At 71.7% G+C, this 17,047-nt stretch carries 14 protein-coding genes; 2 read left to right on the plus strand and 12 right to left on the minus strand.

What is annotated here, in order from left to right; genetic code table 11:
• Nucleotides 1–233: 233 nt before the first annotated feature.
• The 3 genes from NOO62_RS15570 to NOO62_RS15580 form a co-directional block, all read right to left on the minus strand.
• The gene (locus NOO62_RS15570) at nt 234–1,859 is read right to left on the minus strand and encodes a beta-N-acetylhexosaminidase (protein WP_268771489.1); all 1,626 of its coding nucleotides are present in this window, start codon (nt 1,857–1,859) and stop codon (nt 234–236) included.
• A gap of 124 nt (nt 1,860–1,983) precedes the next feature.
• The gene (locus NOO62_RS15575) at nt 1,984–2,283 is read right to left on the minus strand and encodes a DUF3039 domain-containing protein (RefSeq protein ID WP_150168469.1); all 300 of its coding nucleotides are present in this window, start codon (nt 2,281–2,283) and stop codon (nt 1,984–1,986) included.
• Between the two features lie 15 nt (nt 2,284–2,298).
• Complete coding sequence (locus NOO62_RS15580; protein ID WP_268771490.1) at nt 2,299–3,483, minus strand: MFS transporter; 1,185 nt, start codon at nt 3,481–3,483, stop codon at nt 2,299–2,301.
• Nucleotides 3,484–3,595: 112 nt separating this feature from the next.
• On the opposite strand from NOO62_RS15580, the gene NOO62_RS15585 reads away from it, so the two are divergent.
• Nucleotides 3,596–4,474, plus strand: a complete 879-nt coding sequence (locus tag NOO62_RS15585; protein ID WP_268771491.1) for a LysR family transcriptional regulator — start codon at nt 3,596–3,598, stop codon at nt 4,472–4,474.
• Here NOO62_RS15585 and NOO62_RS15590 read toward each other — a convergent pair.
• Complete coding sequence (locus NOO62_RS15590; RefSeq protein WP_268771492.1) at nt 4,447–5,049, minus strand: YqgE/AlgH family protein; 603 nt, start codon at nt 5,047–5,049, stop codon at nt 4,447–4,449. The genes NOO62_RS15585 and NOO62_RS15590 overlap by 28 nt on opposite strands.
• A 254-nt stretch (nt 5,050–5,303) precedes the next feature.
• Between NOO62_RS15590 and murA the strand changes: the two genes are divergently transcribed.
• Nucleotides 5,304–6,647, plus strand: a complete 1,344-nt coding sequence (murA, locus tag NOO62_RS15595) for a UDP-N-acetylglucosamine 1-carboxyvinyltransferase (protein ID WP_268771493.1) — start codon at nt 5,304–5,306, stop codon at nt 6,645–6,647.
• Between the two features lie 283 nt (nt 6,648–6,930).
• Here murA and NOO62_RS15600 read toward each other — a convergent pair whose 3' ends face one another.
• The 8 genes from NOO62_RS15600 to NOO62_RS15635 form a co-directional block, all read right to left on the minus strand.
• Complete coding sequence (locus NOO62_RS15600) at nt 6,931–7,212, minus strand: HU family DNA-binding protein (RefSeq protein WP_016645140.1); 282 nt, start codon at nt 7,210–7,212, stop codon at nt 6,931–6,933.
• Nucleotides 7,213–7,521: 309 nt separating this feature from the next.
• Complete coding sequence (locus NOO62_RS15605) at nt 7,522–8,952, minus strand: NAD-dependent malic enzyme (protein WP_268771494.1); 1,431 nt, start codon at nt 8,950–8,952, stop codon at nt 7,522–7,524.
• A 357-nt stretch (nt 8,953–9,309) separates the two neighbouring features.
• A complete protein-coding gene (locus NOO62_RS15610; RefSeq protein WP_268771495.1) occupies nt 9,310–11,670 on the minus strand; it encodes a HelD family protein in 2,361 nt (786 codons plus the stop codon).
• A 118-nt stretch (nt 11,671–11,788) separates the two neighbouring features.
• The gene (locus NOO62_RS15615) at nt 11,789–12,595 is read right to left on the minus strand and encodes a zf-HC2 domain-containing protein (protein WP_268771496.1); all 807 of its coding nucleotides are present in this window, start codon (nt 12,593–12,595) and stop codon (nt 11,789–11,791) included.
• Nucleotides 12,592–13,167 carry a sigma-70 family RNA polymerase sigma factor gene (locus NOO62_RS15620; RefSeq protein ID WP_150218265.1) on the minus strand — a complete coding sequence of 192 codons (576 nt, stop codon included), beginning with the start codon at nt 13,165–13,167 and terminating at the stop codon, nt 12,592–12,594. The genes NOO62_RS15615 and NOO62_RS15620 overlap by 4 nt, the downstream gene beginning before the upstream one ends.
• 307 nt (nt 13,168–13,474) lie before the next feature.
• A complete protein-coding gene (locus NOO62_RS15625; RefSeq protein WP_268771497.1) occupies nt 13,475–14,068 on the minus strand; it encodes a CGNR zinc finger domain-containing protein in 594 nt (197 codons plus the stop codon).
• A 151-nt stretch (nt 14,069–14,219) separates the two neighbouring features.
• Nucleotides 14,220–15,374, minus strand: a complete 1,155-nt coding sequence (locus NOO62_RS15630) for a uroporphyrinogen-III synthase (protein WP_268771498.1) — start codon at nt 15,372–15,374, stop codon at nt 14,220–14,222.
• Nucleotides 15,375–15,540: 166 nt separating this feature from the next.
• Nucleotides 15,541–16,881 carry an MFS transporter gene (locus NOO62_RS15635; RefSeq protein ID WP_268771499.1) on the minus strand — a complete coding sequence of 447 codons (1,341 nt, stop codon included), beginning with the start codon at nt 16,879–16,881 and terminating at the stop codon, nt 15,541–15,543.
• Between the last annotated feature and the right edge of the window lie 166 nt (nt 16,882–17,047).

The raw sequence follows: 17,047 nt of genomic DNA on the forward strand, positions 1-17,047 counted from the left end.
GCGTATGTGAAGTGCTCGCCGTTTCGCGACGTGTCACCGTTACGCCTGTTCCGCCGTACGGTACGTGCTCACAACCCGGACGTGGCAACTCTGGCACATCTTCCCCGGGCCCCGGCGCGGGGGTCCACTAGGAGGCATTCGTCCGCGAACCAGGCGGATGTGGCGATTTCGCACGTCTCCGGCGGCCCGCGCTGCCTGCGCGGACCGCCGGGAGCACGCACCCGGGGTGCTGCTCACACGTTCGGGGGCGCCCCCTCCATCGGGCGTCCGAGCACACCGGGGCGCTGGTGTCGCGGCAGAGGGCCGGTCGGCGGGCGGTAGTCGACGCCCAGGGCGTCAAGGCGCTTGTAGTGGGCGGACATTCGCCGCTCGAAGTCGGCGAAGTCACGTTCGGCCGGGGCGGGCAGCTGCCGCCACGCCACCTCGCTGAAGGCCGCGAGGCGCGGGAACACCTGGTAGTCGACGCGTCCCTGGTGCTCCATCACCTCGGTCCACACGTTGGCCTGGGTGCCGATGACGTGGGCCGCCTCCTCCTCGGTGAGCTCGGCGGGGACGGGCTCGAAGCGGTAGACGTCCTCCAGGGTGCGGACGTACGCGATCGGCATCGGCTCGTCCGGGCCGCCGTCCTCCCGGAAGTTCAAGTACACCTGCTGCTCGGGACACATGACGACGTCGTGGCCCGCCTTGGCCGCGTCGATGCCGCCCCGGTAGCCGCGCCAGGAGGAGACGGTGGCGCCGTCGGCGAGGCCGCCCTCCAGGATCTCGTCCCAGCCGATGAGGCGGCGTCCGCGGTCGGCGAGCCAGCGGTCGAAGTGCCGGATGAACCAGCTCTGCAGCCCGTCCTCGTCACCGACCCCGAGCTCCTTGATGCGGGCCTGCGCGGTGGGCGACGCCTTCCACTGGTCCTTGGGGCACTCGTCGCCGCCGACGTGGACGAAGGTGGACGGGAAGAGGTCGAGGATCTCCTCGAAGACACCTTCGTAGAAGCGGAGTACCTCTTCGGTGGGGGCGAGGACGTTCGGGCTGACGCCCCAGCTGTCCCAGACGGTGAGCGCCTCGGTGTCGATGACGTCGGAGTTGCCGAGGTACGGGTAGGCGGTGATCGCGGCCTGCGAGTGGCCCGGGATGTCCACCTCCGGGACGACGGTGATGTGCAGGGAGTCCGCGTACGCGACGATCTCGCGGATGTCGTCCTGCGTGTAGTGACCGCCGTGCGGGTGCTCCTGCCAGAGCGGCGAGGCGCGGTGGCCCCAGCGGGTGCGGGAGCGCCAGGAGCCGACCTCGGTGAGCTTCGGGTGGCGCTTGATCTCCACGCGCCAGCCCTGGTCGTCCGTGATGTGGAAGTGGAAGACGTTGAGCTTGTGGGCGGCGAGCAGGTCGAGGTAGCGCAGGACGCCTTCCTTCGGCATGAAGTGCCGGGAGACGTCGAGCATCATGCCGCGCCAGCCGAAGCGCGGGGCGTCCTCGACGACGCACGCGGGGACGGAGTGCTCGGCGCCGGGCCGCAGCCGCGCCCGCCGGAAGGCGTCGGGGCCGACGAGCTGACGGAGCGTCTGGGCACCCCAGAAGACACCGGCGCCCGCGCCGCCTTGGATCTCGACGCGGTCGCCGTCGACGGTGAGCCGGTACGCCTCGGGCTCCAGGGAGTCGTCGACGCGCAGGGCAAGGGAGTTGGCGGCGCCTTCGGCGCCGGGGCGGAGGGACAGACCGAGCGCGGCGCCGAGCGCGGCCCGCAGCCACCGCTCGGTGGACTCGGTACCGGGACCTGCCCAGAGGGTCGTGTCGGCGTCGATGACGAAGGACGAGCTCTGCGTGGCCTCGGCGCGTGCGGGCGCCGGGATGAGGTGCTCAAAGGTCATGAAGCCGCAGACTGCCACGCGATTGCACAACGCAAAAGGGGCGTTGCGACAGGCGCAACGCCCCTCGGGCGAAGGGTGCTTCCAGGTGGCCGGAAGCGGCCGGAAGGCCGAGTGGGACTACGTACTACTTCTTGCCGCCGTCCTTGCCGCCCTTGTCGTTGTCCCCGCCGGCGCCCATGGACTCGTAGATCTCCTTGCACATGGGACAGACGGGGTACTTCTTCGGGTCGCGGCCGGGGACCCACACCTTGCCGCAGAGCGCGACGACGGGCGTGCCGTCCAGCGCGCTCGCCATGATCTTGTCCTTCTGGACGTAGTGCGCATAGCGCTCGTGGTCGCCGTCACCGTGCGACACCTGAGGTGTCGGCTCAACGAGGGTCCCCGTACCTGCCCCGCGCTCGGGCTCGGGCTCAAGAGTGCTCATAACGGCCAAGGGTACTCACGCGCGGCGGGTCCCGGCAGCGGCCGTCTCCATGGACCCGGTGTCGGCTGGGCGGGCGGGGGCCCTGTGCAGCAGGTGCAGGACCAGGCCCGCCGCGGCGACCGCGGCCGCCGCCCAGGGCAGGTACATGGGTGCGAGGCCCGCCGCGAGGGCGAGCCCGGCCGCCCCGGAGCCGACCGCGCTGCCCAGGTAGAGGGCGGAGTTGTTGAGGGCGAGGGCGACCGTGCCGCGTCCGGCGCGCAGGGCGAGCAGCCGGTGCTGCTGCGGGACCTGGAACGCCCAGCCCGCGGCGCCCCAGACGACGAGCGCGGGGTACGCGGCGGCGCCGAGCAGCGGCAGCAGGCCGATCGCGACGACCAGGGTGGAGACGATTCCGGTCACGAGGGCGAACACCCGTCCCGTACGGTCCACCAGCGGTCCCGCGACGACGCTGCCGAGCACCCCGCCGATCCCCCACGCCCACAGGTAGGGCGCCACCGCACCGTCGCCCACACCACCCGAGGAGGCGAGCACGGGCGCCAGGTAGGTGTACAGGCCGAGGCTCGCCACCGCGCCCAGGAACGAGACACCGACGATGGGCAGCACCTTCCGGTCGGAGAGCGCCCCGAGCCGAGCCCGCACCGGGACCGCCGGGGCCGCGGGAATGTCCGGGAGCCCCGCCGCGAGGCCGAGCAGCGCGACCGCGCCGAGCCCCGTCACCAGCCACATCGTGGCCCGCCACGAGGTGTGGTCGGCGAGCAGCACACCCAGCGGCACGCCCAGGACCGTGCCCGAACTCATCCCGCCCATCACCAGCGCGAGCGCCCGCCCGCGCCGCTCCTCCCCCGCGAGCGCGGCGGCGGCCGCGGTGGACAGTGCCGAGTAGACCCCGGCGCCGACCCCCGCCACGGCGCGCGCGACGAGCAGCACGGCGAGGCCGGGCGCGAGCGCGGTGAGCCCGTTGCCGAGGGTGAAGACGGCGAGCGCGGCGACGATGAGCACGCGCGGGCGGACCCCGGAGAGGAGTCCGGCGACGAGTGGCGCGCTCACCGCGTAGGCGAGGGTGAAGACGGTGACCATCTGCCCGGCGAGCGAGACGGTCGTCCCCAGGTCGTCGGCGACCACCGGCAGGAGCCCCGCCATCACGTAGGCGTCGAGCCCGAGCGTGAAGGACCCCACCATCAACAGCCATACCTTGCGCACGGCGTTCAACTCCCCTGATCGACGTACCGCATCGGCTGCGGCGAAGGGGAAACGTAGGCAGCCTCCGCATCCGGGGAGAAATGCGTGCGGCACGCATTTATGCTGGGGCGGCATGGATCACGTACCGCCCGGCGTCGAACTGCGCCACCTGCGAGGTTTCCTCGCCGTCGCCGACGAGCTGAACTTCACGCAGGCCGCCGCCGTGCTCCGCGTCGGCCAGCCCGCGCTGACGCGGACCGTGCGGGCGCTGGAGGACGCGCTCGGCACCCGCCTCCTGGAGCGGACCACGCGCCGGGTCGCCCTCACCGAGGCCGGGGCCCGGCTCCGCGACGAGCTGGCGCCGCTGCTGTCCCGGGTCGACGGGGCGCTGCGCGGCGCGGGCAGCGAGCCCCCTCTCCTGCGCCTCGGGTTCACCTCACTCCTGCCCCAGGCATGCGCCGAGCTGGTGCACGCGTTCAAGGCGGCGACGGGGGCGGGTGTGCGGCTCGTGCGGCGGAACGAGCCCCTCGCCGGGCTCCTCTCGGGCGCGTGCGACGTCGCGGTCGTACGGGGTGACGTGCCGTCCGGCGCCGCGGTCCGCACGCGGGTGCTGCTGCGGGAGCCGCGCGTCGCCGTCGTCGCACGCGGGGCCGCGGAGCTGGCGGGGCGGCGCGTGGTCGACTGGGCGGAGCTCGCGGACGTGCCGCTGGTGGTGAACACGGTGACCGGCACGACGAGCCCGGAGCTGTGGCCCCCGGAGCGCCGCCCCCGGCTCGCCTGCACCGCGGACAACCTCGACGAGTGGCTGGAGGCGGTCGCCGCGGGCCACGGCGTGGGCATCGCCCCGGAACCGGTGGCCCGCAGACACACGCATCCGGCACTGCGCTGCGTACGCCTGAAGAACGCTCCGCCGGTGACCGTGCGCCTGGCGATCCCGACGAGGGACCCGCACCCCCTGGCGGAGCAGTACGTGAACCGGGCCCCTCAGTTCAGCGACGCGTCGTCCGGATAGGTGGCCACCATCGCCAGCTCGCTCCGCTGGCGTCGCAGGACCGCCCGCCACAGCCGCTCCGGATCCGGGGACGAGACGTCACCCGGCTCGGACTCGACCACGTACCAGGCGCCGTCCGCGAGTTCGTTCTCCAGCTGGCCGGGGCCCCAGCCCGAATAGCCCGCGAAGATGCGGAGGGAGCCGAGGGCGGGGGCGAGGAGTTCCGGCGGGGCCTCCAGGTCGACGAGGCCGATCGCGCCGTGGACGCGGCGGAAGCCGACGGGGTCACGGGGAGCGGGCCCCCGCTTCCGGGCGCCGGGCGGCGTGCCCTCCTCGCCGGGGATCACCGCGACCCCGAGCGCCGAGTCCAGCGAGACGGGTCCGCCCTGGAAGACCACTCCGGGCGCACCGGCCAGCCGCCCCCAGCCCTCCAGGATGTCGGTGACGTCCACGGGCGTCGGGCGGTTCAGGACCACGCCGAGCGAGCCCTTCTCGTCGTGGTCGAGGAGCAGCACCACCGCGCGGTCGAAGTTCGGGTCCGCCAGGGCCGGTGTGGCCACGAGCAGCCGGCCTGTGAGCGAGGACACCTCGGTCATGGAGCACATGATCCCGCATCTTCGCCCCGCGCGGGGAGGCAATGCGCATACCGGAGTGAACGCAGCTCAGGGCCGGAAGGGGCCGGTGGAACCACCGTCACGGATGGTGACCCGGAGTGTCCGGTTCCGCACGGTTCGTGTTGTCACGAACTCATGACGTGCTTTGTGCGTCCTCGACCTTACGGAAGGGGGGTACGCGGCCATTACGCTTGGCCCTTTGGTCCCCCTGTCCATTCAATCGGAACGCGAGATTCATGACCGTCACCGATGATGTCCTGCTTGTCCACGGCGGCACTCCGCTCGAGGGCGAGATCCGTGTCCGCGGCGCGAAGAACCTCGTGCCGAAGGCCATGGTGGCCGCGCTGCTCGGCAGCGCCCCGAGCCGGCTGCGCAATGTCCCAGACATCCGCGACGTACGCGTCGTGCGCGGTCTGCTGCAGCTGCACGGCGTGACGGTCCGCCCCGGTGAGGAGCCGGGCGAGCTCATCATGGACCCCTCCCACGTGGAGAGCGCGAACGTCGCCGACATCGACGCCCACGCGGGGTCGTCGCGCATTCCGATCCTCTTCTGCGGCCCCCTGCTGCACCGCCTCGGGCACGCCTTCATCCCGGGTCTCGGCGGCTGTGACATCGGCGGCCGGCCGATCGACTTCCACTTCGAGGTGCTCCGCCAGTTCGGCGCGACCATCGAGAAGCGCGAGGGCGGCCAGTACCTGGAGGCCCCGCAGCGGCTGCGCGGCACGAAGATCCGGCTGCCGTACCCGTCCGTGGGCGCCACCGAGCAGGTCCTGCTCACCGCCGTCCTCGCGGAGGGCGTGACGGAGCTCTCGAACGCCGCGGTGGAGCCGGAGATCGAGGACCTGATCTGCGTCCTGCAGAAAATGGGCGCGATCATCGCCATGGACACCGACCGGACCATCCGGATCACCGGTGTCGACAGCCTCGGCGGCTACAACCACCACGCCCTCTCGGACCGCCTGGAGGCCGCCTCCTGGGCGTCCGCCGCCCTGGCGACCGAGGGCAACATCTACGTCCGCGGCGCCCAGCAGCGCTCGATGATGACGTTCCTGAACACCTACCGGAAGGTGGGCGGTGCCTTCGAGATCGACGACGAGGGCATCCGCTTCTGGCACCCGGGCGGCTCGCTCGACGCGATCGCCCTGGAGACGGACGTGCACCCCGGCTTCCAGACCGACTGGCAGCAGCCGCTCGTCGTGGCGCTGACGCAGGCCGCGGGCCTGTCGATCGTCCACGAGACGGTCTACGAGTCGCGGCTCGGCTTCACCTCCGCGCTCAACCAGATGGGTGCACACATCCAGCTGTACCGCGAGTGCCTCGGCGGTTCCGACTGCCGCTTCGGCCAGCGGAACTTCCTCCACTCGGCGGTGGTCAGCGGCCCGACGAAGCTCCAGGGCGCCGATCTGGTCATCCCGGACCTGCGCGGCGGCTTCTCGTACCTCATCGCCGCCCTGGCGGCGCAGGGCACGTCCCGCGTCCACGGCATCGACCTGATCAACCGCGGCTACGAGAACTTCATGGAGAAGCTCGTGGAGCTCGGCGCGAAGGTCGAGCTGCCCGGCAAAGCACCGCTGGGCTAGGGCCTGTGTCGGAGGTCCCGTCGTCCGCCCGGAGGGCGGGCCCCGCGGCGTCCGGTGCGTGCGATCGCAAGGCGGAGGGTCGCCCCGATACTGGTTGTATCGGGGTGTCCCGACAACGCCGCGAGGGCGCGTGCCGGGCGTCGCGGGGCAGGCGGGACTTCCGACACAGGCCCTAGCAGGCCCGCAGGGGGCGTACGGGCCCTCTGAAGCAGTACGGCCGCAGTACCGCACGCGAAAGGGGCGGCCACCCGAATGGGTGGCCGCCCCTTTCAGCTGCTCGGGGCTACTTGCCCTTCGCCGCTTCCTTCAGCTTGGAACCAGCCGAAACCTTGACGCTGTAACCGGCCGGAATGTTGATCGGCTCGCCGGTCTGCGGGTTGCGGGCGGTGCGAGCGGCACGGTGGGTGCGCTCGAAGGTCAGGAAGCCGGGGATGGTGACCTTCTCGTCGCCCTTGGCAACGATCTCGCCGACGGTCTCGGCGAACGCGGCCAGCACGGCGTCGGCGTCCTTGCGGGTCACCTCTGCGCGGTCGGCCAGCGCGGCCACCAGCTCACTGCGGTTCATGTTTGTACTCCCGTGTTCTTTTGCCGTTGAGGCGTGCCACGCGGCAGGGCCGCATGATGGGCACAGCGAAGACGATGCTGCCAGGGTCCTCGGACAGTCCCCGGACCCGGGTCTGACGTCAGACCCTCGCGCCCGATTACGCATCCTGCCCCCACCTGCGGCGGGAAAGCCAATCCGGTGCCCGTGGGGGTCACACGAAAAGCGTCCGCCGCCCCAGAAAAGCCGGGGGCCGGAGGGCTTGCTGCCAAGCCACTCCGAGCCACCCTAGAGGGGGCCCGCGGGGCCCGGGTCCCGCGACGCGCCGTGTCCCTAGGCCGTGGCGCCTGTCACAGCGGCCCCCGCGGCCTTCGCGGCGGTCCGCACGGCGTCGGCCACGGCGGGCGCGACCTTGTCGTTGAAGACGCTGGGGATGATGTAGTTCCGGTTCAGCTCGTCCTCGGCGACGACGTCCGCGAGGGCACCCGCGGCGGCCAGCATCATCTCCGTGTTGACCGTCCGCGACTGGGCGTCGAGGAGGCCGCGGAAGACGCCGGGGAAGACCAGGACGTTGTTGATCTGGTTCGGGAAGTCCGAGCGTCCGGTGGCGACAACTGCGGCCGTCTGACGGGCGATTGCGGGGTCGACCTCGGGGTCGGGGTTCGCGAGCGCGAACACGATGGCGTCCTGGGCCATGGCCGCGACGTCGTCGCCGTTCAGCACGTTCGGGGCCGACACGCCGATGAAGACGTCGGCGCCGACGACGGCCTCCTTGAGGGTGCCGGTGAGGCCCTCCGGGTTGGTGTTCTCGGCGATCCAGCGCAGCGGCGAGTCGGCCTCGTGGGACACCAGGTCCTCGCGGTCGGCGTGCACGACGCCGTGGATGTCGGCCACGACGGCGTTCTTGACGCCGGCGGCGAGCAGCAGCTTGAGGATGGCCGTGCCGGCCGCTCCGGCGCCCGACATGACCACGCGCACGTCGCCCATGCCCTTGTTGACCACGCGCAGGGCGTTGGTGAGGGCGGCGAGGACGACGATGGCGGTGCCGTGCTGGTCGTCGTGGAAGACGGGGATGTCGAGGGCCTCGCGAAGGCGGGCCTCGATCTCGAAGCAGCGGGGCGCCGAGATGTCCTCCAGGTTGATGCCCGCGAAGCCGGGGGCGATGGCCTTGACGATCTCGACGATGGCGTCGGTGTCCTGGGTGTCCAGGCAGAGCGGCCAGGCGTCGATGCCGGCGAAGCGCTTGAAGAGGGCCGCCTTGCCCTCCATGACCGGCAGCGCGGCCTTCGGGCCGATGTTGCCGAGGCCGAGGACGGCCGAACCGTCCGTTACGACCGCAACGGAGTTGCGCTTGATGGTGAGGCGGCGCGCGTCCTCGGGGTTCTCGGCGATCGCCATGCAGACGCGGGCGACACCCGGCGTGTAGACCATGGAGAGGTCGTCACGGTTGCGGATGGGGTGCTTCGACGCCATCTCGATCTTGCCGCCGAGGTGCATCAGGAACGTACGGTCGGAGACCTTGCCGAGGGTGACACCCTCGATGGTGCGCAGCTGCTCGACGATCTCGTCGGCGTGCGTGGTGGAGGACGCCGCGATCGTCACGTCGATCCGCAGCATCTCGTGGCCGGAGGCCGTGACGTCGAGGCCGGTGACCGAGCCCCCGGAAGACTCGACGGCCGTGGTGAGCTGGGAGACCGCCGTTCCGCTCGCGGGCACCTCCAGCCGGACCGTCATCGAGTAGGAGACGCTGGGCGCCGTTGCCATGGCCGACTTCCTCTGCTTTCACCTTGTAGCTCTTGCCGTCCGATGTTCGCACCTACCGACGAGTACGTGGTAGCCGCCCCGGATTGAGAACGTTGTGTTCACCGGCCAGTGCGCTGCATTTTTGGAAACTTGTTTCCACCATACGAGAAGTTGGGTGAAACAGAAAGAGGCCCACGTCACGTGGTGACGTGGGCCTCTCCCGTACGTTCATGACACCGACCCGCCATGCTCGCCTCGCGGCAAGTGGTCGCTCGTAGCGACTATGGTTGGGCCCGGGGGCTTGGATCGAGCCGGTGCCACATCCAAGGTAACAAACGAACCCCGTAAGGCAATTCCCGTCCCGAGAACCCGCTCGGATCAATCCCTGAGCAGGTCCGGCACACCGTCCTCGTCCGGCTCGTCGCGCTCCCCCGACAGGACCGTGAGCTGCTGCGTCGCACGGGTCAGCGCCACGTACAGGACACGCAGGCCCGCCGGGGACTCGTCCGCGATCTCGGCGGGCGAGACGACGAGCGTCGCGTCGTACTCCAGACCCTTCGCCTCCAGACTGCCGAGCGCCACCACACGCCCGCCGAGCCCCGCCAGCCAGCGCGCCGCCTGCTCGCGCCGGTTCATCGCCACGACGACGCCGACCGTCCCGTCGACCCGCTCCAGGAGCCGCGCCGCCTCCTCGCGCACGGAGGCGGCGAGGTCCCTGTCCCGCACGACGGCGAAGCGGGGCTCCACGCCCGTGGAGCGGACCGCCGAAGGGGACTCGGCGCCCGGCATCGCGAGGGCGAGCACCTTGGCGGCGAGGTCGGCGATCTCGGCCGGGTTGCGGTAGTTGACGGTCAGCTCGAAACGGCGGCGCGGGCGGCTCCCCAGGGCCTCGTCACGGGCCGCGCCCGCCTCGTCCGGGTCCGACCACGAGGACTGGGCCGGGTCGCCCACCACGGTCCACGTGGCGTGCCGGCCGCGGCGGCCGACCATCCGCCACTGCATGGGGGTGAGGTCCTGCGCCTCGTCGACGATGACGTGCGCGTACTCGGTGCGTTCCGCGGCGAGCCGCTCGGCGCGCTCGCGCTGGGACTCCTCGCGCTGCGGCATCAGCTCCTGCAGCCCGGTGAGCAGGTCGAGGGGGTCGAGTTCGCGCTTCTTCTTGGGTCGGTACGGCGTGCCGAGGAGCGCCTGGAGCTCGTCGAGGAGCGCCACGTCGTGCACGGACAGGGCGTCGCGCCGCAGCGAACGGGCGACCTTGCGGACCTCGCCCGGGTTGAGGATCCGCCGCGCCCACCGCCCGAGCCGCTTCTCGTCGCTCATCGCGGTGAGCACCCCGCGCGGGGTGAGCTCCGGCCACCAGGCGTCCAGGAAGTGGATGAAGTCGTCCTCGGACGTGATGTCGTCGTCGAAGGAGGAGCGGAGCTCGGCGGCGAGCTCGGGGTCGGTGTGGCGGCCCGCCGACCCGGACTGCGACCACAGGGCGTCCAGGAGGAGCTTGCGGGCGCGCGGGCGCAGCAGGTTGACGGGGGCGGTGCCGCTCAGGGCGTTGCGGCGGATGCGGTCCAGCTGCTCGGCGTCGAGTTCGAGGCGGCGGCCGAAGGCGACGACGCGGAGACGGGTGGGGGCGGAGGCGGGCCGGGGGCCGGCGGGCTCGTCGTCGTCCTCGCCGAAGGAGAGCTGGCCGTCCTGCGGGGCGGCGACCGGAACGTTGGCGGTGGCCGTCCCTTCCAGCGCTCCCCGCGCCGCCCTCCTCAAGACCTGAAGCATCCGCGACGAGCCCTTGGCCCGCGCCACGGCGGGGCTGTCGTACTCGGTGGCCTCCACGCCCTCCATCAGCGAGCCGACCGCGCGGATCGCGACCTGCCCCTCCTCGCCGAGGGAGGGCAGCACGCCCTCCGTGTAGGCGACCAGGAGCGGTGTCGGGGAGACGATGAGGATGCCGCCCGCGTACCGGCGGCGGTCCTGGTAGAGCAGGTACGCGGCACGGTGCAGGGCCACCGCGGTCTTGCCGGTGCCGGGGCCGCCCTCCACGTACGTCACCGACGCGGCGGGCGCGCGGATCACCATGTCCTGTTCGGCCTGGATCGACGCCACGATGTCCCGCATCGAGTGGCCGCGGGCCTGGCCGAGCGCCGCCATCAGGGCGCCGTCGCCGATGACGGGGAGCACCTCGCCGTCGAGGCGTGCGGTGAGCTCCGGGCGCATCAGGTCGTCCTCGACGCCGAGGACCTTGCGGCCCTTGGAGCGGATGACGCGGCGGCGCACGACGCGGCCCGGGTCGACCGGGGTCGAGCGGTAGAAGGGCGCGGCGGCGGGCGCGCGCCAGTCGATGACCAGCGGGGAGTAGTCCGCGTCGAGGACGCCGATACGGCCGATGTGCAGCGTCTCCGCGATCTCCGCGTACTTGCCGCTCTCGTCCTCGCGGACCGCGCCCTCCGCGGGCTCCACGGCCGTGTACGCGCCGTCGGGCCCCTTCTTGCCGTCCTTGCCCTGGAGCAGGTCGATGCGGCCGAAGAGGAAGTCCTCGAATTCGTTGTTGAGGCGGTTCAGATGGACGCCGGCGCGGAAGACCTGCGCGTCGCGTTCGGCGAGCGCGCCGGGCGTACCGACCTGGGAGCGCTTGGCCGCGTCGTCCATCAGGAACTCCGCCTCGTGGATCTTCTCCTCGAGACGTCGGTAGACCTGGTCGAGATGCTCCTGTTCGACGCTGATCTCGCGGTCGCGTGTGCCTGACGGCATTACTGCGTTGACGTCGGCCACCGGGGCCCCTTTCACACCGTGCTGCTGCTCGTACGAGCAGCCGTCCACCTTAAGCGAAAGGGGCCGGTCCCGTGCACTTGTCGTGCACCAGTCGTGCCTACACGTCGACCTTGACCAGCCGGTCGCCGTCGAACGTGGTCACCTCGAAGTGGTCGATGTCGTTGCGGTCCATGGCGGCGCCCCCGTGGACGTAGAGCGGACTGCGCGCCCATTTGTTCGAGCTGCCCTTGATGCCGTACCCCCACTCCGGCACCGACCAGCTGCTGACCGTCTCCTTCTCGCCGTCCTTGCCGACCGCGATCAGCGAGCACTTCAGCGGGCCCTTGACGTTCTTCAGCTCCAGGACGGCGTGCGTGCCCCAGGCCTTCGCCTCGGTGCCCACGGTGGCGCTGACCTTGGTCTTCGGGTCCGTGGCCCGCGCCTTCTCCGCCATGTGGTGGAAGAAGGCGTCCTCGGCGGGGCTGGTGGGATGCGGTTCGACGGCCACGTCCTCCGTGCCGCCCGTACCGCCGTCGTCGCCGGTCACCGCGAGGACCGCGAGCGGGCCGCCGACGATCAGCGCGACCGCCGCCGCGACCAGGTACAGGCCGCGCCTGCGCCCGCGCTCCCGCTTGACCGACACCTCCGCGACGAGCCGTTCGGCGAGGCGGGGGCCGGGCCGGGCGGCGAGCTGCTCGCCGATCGCGGGCACGCCGCGCGGTCCCGGGAAGTCCGCGAGGGCGGCCAGCATCGGCTCCATGCCGGAGAGCTCGTCCAGCTGCCGCCTGCAGAACCCGCACCCGGCGAGGTGCGCCTCGAACCGCGTCGCCTCCGCGTCGTCCAGGACCCCCAGGGCGTAGGCACCGACGGTCTCGTGGAGGTCGTCGTCCTGCTGCGCGCCGTGGTGGCTGTGGAACTCGGTCATGCCGTCACCCCCCGCTCCTCGAGCGCCAGCTTCATCGAGCGAAGCGCGTAGAAGACCCGTGAACGGACCGTCCCGCTGGGTATGCCCAGCGTCTCGGCCGCCTCATTGACCGTACGCCCTTTGAAGTAGGTCTCGACAAGTACCTCCCGATGTGCGGGAGTCAGGTCCTCCAGTGCGTCCGAAAGCGTCATCAGCCACAGTGCCCTGTCGATCTCGTCCTCCGCGGGGATGACCTCCAGCGGCGACGGGTCGACCTCCTGCGGCCGGGCCTGCCGACTGCGGTGGCCGTCGATGACGATGCGCCGGGCGACCGTCACCAGCCAGGGGCGTACCGAACCGGTGGCCCTGTTGAGCTGACCGGCGTTCTTCCAGGCACGGATGAGCGTCTCCTGTACGACGTCCTCGGCACGCTGCCGGTCGCCCGCCACCAGCCGGAGCACGTAGGCGAGGAGTGGCCCCGCGTGCTCCTGGTAGAGGGCGCGCATCAACTCCTCGTCCGGGCCCGGGGGCCGGCCGAGACGATGACGGTGCGGCTGCGGGCGCTCATCGGCCACGGCGGAATCCTTGCGCACGCGTACCTCCGGTGTCCGCGCTTTCGGCGGGTCGGGCGGGTCTCACGACGGAGGTACGTAGGTGGGGGGCCGGGCGTTCAATGGGGGCGTTTCGATGGGGGCGTGGGGAGGTGGGGTTGGGCGGTCGGGGTCTGCTCGGGCGGGGGCTCGCAGGGGCGGGTGGCCGGAGTCGCTTTTTGACGGGTGATCAGGGTCGGGTGGCCGGAGACGCGCTCTGACGGGTGCTCGCAGGGGCGGGTGGCCGGAGTCGCTTCCTGACAAGTGCTCTCAGGGCCGGGTGGCCGGAGTCGCTTCCTGACAAGTGCTCTCAGGGCCGGGCGAGCGCCGCCCTCCGGCGGTGTCTGGCGACCCGTTCCCGGTTGCCGCACACCTCGCTGCTGCACCAGCGGCGCCGACGCCCGCGGGACGTGTCGAGGTACACGATCGGGCAGTTGTCGCCCTCGCACTGGCGGAGCAGCGCGCGGGCCACCGGGTCGGTGAGCAGGTCGACGGCGTCCCGAGCGACCGCGGCGACGAGTGCCGCGCAGCCGGGTTCGCCGCGCAGGACACGGACCAGCGTGCCGTCGGCGGCGCGTACCGCGCAGGGGGCCGGGGGCGCCGCGGCGGCCAGCGCGTTGACGCGGTCGAGCGCGGGCGCGGCGGCGAGGGGCCGCCCCTCGATCTCGCCGCGTACCAACTGGCCCACCTGCGCCCGCAGTTCGTGGAAGGCGGCGAGCCACTGCGGCCCGGCGCCGTGCAGTAACGCTTCCGCCGGTACGAGACCCGCACCGGCGAGCCAGGCGCGCAGCCGCGCCATGGAGTCGAGCCGTTCCACGGGGTGGTTCGTCGCCACGAGGTCCAGACAGCTCCGCCCGGAGTCGAATCGCAGCTCGTACAGAGCCGGGGCCGTGCCCAACGCCATGCGCGTGTCACCGCCTTGGGGTCACCGGTGAGTGAATGCGTTGCGTACCCCTACAGTGCACTCCCCCGGGCGGGTCCGGAACCCGGCGTACCAGGTTCCCCGAGAACGCCGACCTCCGCCGCGGCGGCCCCAACCGATGTACGCGGCGGCGTCACCCCGCGTACTTCGACCCCGACGACGGGTCGAGGGCGAGCCGGTAGCCGCGCTTCACGACGGTCTGGATCAGCTTCGGCGTACCGAGGGCCGTACGCAGACGGGCCATCGCCGACTCCACCGCGTGCTCGTCGCTCCCGGCGCCCGGCAGCGCGCGCAGCAGCTCCGCGCGGGCGACGACCCAGCCGGGACGGCGGGCGAGGGCGGCGAGGAGGGCCATGCCGGCGGGCGGCACGGCGCGCAGCTCGTCGTCGACGAGGACGGCGTGCCCGCGGATCTCCACCCGATGCCCGGCAACGGTGAACGCCCGTGCCCGGGCGGGCAGTTCACGACACAGCACCTGGACGAGCGGCCCGAGCCGGAACCGCTCCGGCTGCACCGTGTCGATGCCGAGGGACTGCAGCGGCAGCGCGGTGACGGGCCCCACGCAGGCGGACAGGACGTCGTGCCGCAGGGCGGCGAGGAGTTCGGCGGTCATGCCGCGCTCCTCCGCGCGGGCGAGCAGGGACGCGGCGGCGGGAGCGCTGGTGAACGTCAGCGCGTCGACCCCGCGCCCGACGGTCGCGTCGAGCAGCCGGTCCACGGGCGTGAGGTCCTCCGGGGGCAGCCACCGGTAGACGGGCACCATGACGACCTCCGCCCCGCCGGCCCGCAGCGCCTCGACGAACCCGGGCAGCGGCTCGCCGTGCAGCTGCAGGGCGACGCGACGCCCCTCGACGCCCTCTCCGAGGAGCCGGTCGAGGACCTCCGCCATGGATTCGGAGGACGGCGACCACTCCTCGGTGAGCCCGGCGGCCCGTACGGCACCCTTGACCTTCGGCCCGCGGGCGAGCAGCTCGACACCGCGCAGACAGCGGAGCAGCGCCTCCCCGTACCCCCACCCGTCGGCGGCCTCGATCCACCCGCGGAACCCGATGGCGGTGGTGGCCACCACGATGTCGGGTGCCTGCTCGATCAACTGCTTGGTGGCATCGAGCAGTTCACTGTCGTCGGCGAGCGGCACGATGCGCAGGGCGGGCGCGTGCAGGACGGTGGCGCCGCGCCGCTCGAGCAGCGTGCCGAGTTCGTCGGCGCGGCGGGCGGCGGTGACGCCGACGGTGAACCCGGCGAGGGGGCTGGGGGCGGAGGGGTCGTTCCGGGGTGTGGCGTGCATAGGCTGCTCACGTATCTCGCGGTCAGGGGCGGACGACTGAGCGTGTCAACGGCGCGTGACGCGCCAGGTTCGCCCTGATGTCCACCGTGTTAAGCGTGACGTGTCACATGACGGGTCCCGCGTCACGTGACAGGGGCGGGTCACACGTGACGTGTCACGTGGCGGGTCACACGTCAACGTAACGGAGCGGCGACTGGTCCCGGGCCTCGGCGGTCGCGACCGTCCGGGTGACCGGCCGCCGCAGGTATACGAAGTAGGTGACCCCGGCGCACACCCCGTAGAAGGTGAGAAAGACGAGATAGGCACCGGTGCCGGAGCCCACGGTCTGGAAGGACTGCCGCAGCGCGAGGTTGATGCCGAGCCCGCCGAGCCCCCCGACGGCACCGATCAATCCCATGGCCGCACCCGACAGCCGCCGCCCCTGAGCGGCGGCGTCCTCGCCGGTGAGCCCCCGGGCCTCGGCCTTGGCCTGGAAGATCCCCGGGATCATCTTGTACGTGGATCCGTTGCCGAGCCCTGTCAGCACGAAGAGCGCGACGAAGGCGCCGACGAAGAGCGGCAGCGACTCGCGCAGGGAGGCGATGACGACGACGCCGGTCGCGGCGCCCATGCCGAGGAAGTTCCACAGGGTGATGCGGGCCCCGCCGAACCGGTCGGCGAGCCGCCCGCCGACGGGCCGGACGAGCGAGCCGAGCAGCGGCCCGATGAAGGTGAGCTGCGCGGCCTCCAGCGGCGTACGCCCGAACTGCGTCTGCAGGACGAGCCCGAAGGCGAACCCGTACCCGATGAACGACCCGAAGGTCCCCACGTACAGGAACGACATGATCCACGTATGCGCGTCGCGGACAGCGCCCTTGACGGCCCCGGTGTCGTTACGGACGGAGGAAATACTGTCCATGAAGAAATAAGCACAGACGGCCGAAAACACAACGAACGGCACATAGATCCCGAGCACGACACGGGGCCCGCCACCGGCCCCGATGACGGCGAGCCCCACGAGCTGCACGACGGGCACGCCGATGTTGCCGCCCCCCGCGTTGAGCCCGAGCGCCCACCCCTTCTCGCGCAGCGGGAAGAAGGAGTTGATGTTGGTCATGCTGGAGGCGAAGTTGCCCCCGCCGACGCCGGTGAGCAGGGCACACAGCATGAAGGTGCTGTACGAGGTCCCCGGCTCCATCACCACGAAGGCGGCGACGGTGGGCAGGAGCAGCAGGGACGCGGCGATGACGGTCCAGTTCCGCCCCCCGAACCGGGCGACGGCGAAGGTGTAGGGCACGCGGACGACGGCGCCGACGAGGGTCGCCATCGACACGAGGAAGAACTTCCCCGCGGCGTCGATCCCGTACTCGGGCCCCATGAACAGGACCATCACCGACCACAGGCTCCACACGGAGAACCCGACGTGCTCGGACAACACGGAGAACGCGAGGTTCCGCCGGGCGACCCTCTCCCCGCCCTCCTCCTTCCAGAACCTCTCGTCCTCCGGTTCCCACCGCTCGATCCACATCTCACGCCTCCAGGGGTAGTCCGCGGTCAGCGGCCAACGCCAACGCCCTAGAAGCTAGGGAGATCGCATTTCAACCCTGTGCCGCCCGATGACCACGACGGAACGTTGCTCTCACGGGGGTGGGGCGGGGGTGGTGAGGAGGTGGGAAGGCGAGGAGGCGAGGAGG

Origin of the sequence: Streptomyces sp. Je 1-369 (assembly GCF_026810505.1) — a bacterium.
Classification (GTDB): domain Bacteria; phylum Actinomycetota; class Actinomycetes; order Streptomycetales; family Streptomycetaceae; genus Streptomyces.

Coding starts and splice junctions, on each gene's coding strand:
- murA (WP_268771493.1), top strand. CDS start 5,304: ATGACCGTCACCGATGATGTCCTGCTTGTCCACGGCGGCACTCCGCTC.
- NOO62_RS15625 (WP_268771497.1), bottom strand. CDS start 14,068: ATGGCGTTGGGCACGGCCCCGGCTCTGTACGAGCTGCGATTCGACTCC.
- NOO62_RS15570 (WP_268771489.1), bottom strand. CDS start 1,859: ATGACCTTTGAGCACCTCATCCCGGCGCCCGCACGCGCCGAGGCCACG.
- NOO62_RS15610 (WP_268771495.1), bottom strand. CDS start 11,670: ATGCCGTCAGGCACACGCGACCGCGAGATCAGCGTCGAACAGGAGCAT.
- NOO62_RS15590 (WP_268771492.1), bottom strand. CDS start 5,049: ATGACCGAGGTGTCCTCGCTCACAGGCCGGCTGCTCGTGGCCACACCG.
- NOO62_RS15605 (WP_268771494.1), bottom strand. CDS start 8,952: ATGGCAACGGCGCCCAGCGTCTCCTACTCGATGACGGTCCGGCTGGAG.
- NOO62_RS15615 (WP_268771496.1), bottom strand. CDS start 12,595: ATGACCGAGTTCCACAGCCACCACGGCGCGCAGCAGGACGACGACCTC.
- NOO62_RS15575 (WP_150168469.1), bottom strand. CDS start 2,283: ATGAGCACTCTTGAGCCCGAGCCCGAGCGCGGGGCAGGTACGGGGACC.
- NOO62_RS15585 (WP_268771491.1), top strand. CDS start 3,596: ATGGATCACGTACCGCCCGGCGTCGAACTGCGCCACCTGCGAGGTTTC.
- NOO62_RS15600 (WP_016645140.1), bottom strand. CDS start 7,212: ATGAACCGCAGTGAGCTGGTGGCCGCGCTGGCCGACCGCGCAGAGGTG.
- NOO62_RS15630 (WP_268771498.1), bottom strand. CDS start 15,374: ATGCACGCCACACCCCGGAACGACCCCTCCGCCCCCAGCCCCCTCGCC.
- NOO62_RS15635 (WP_268771499.1), bottom strand. CDS start 16,881: ATGTGGATCGAGCGGTGGGAACCGGAGGACGAGAGGTTCTGGAAGGAG.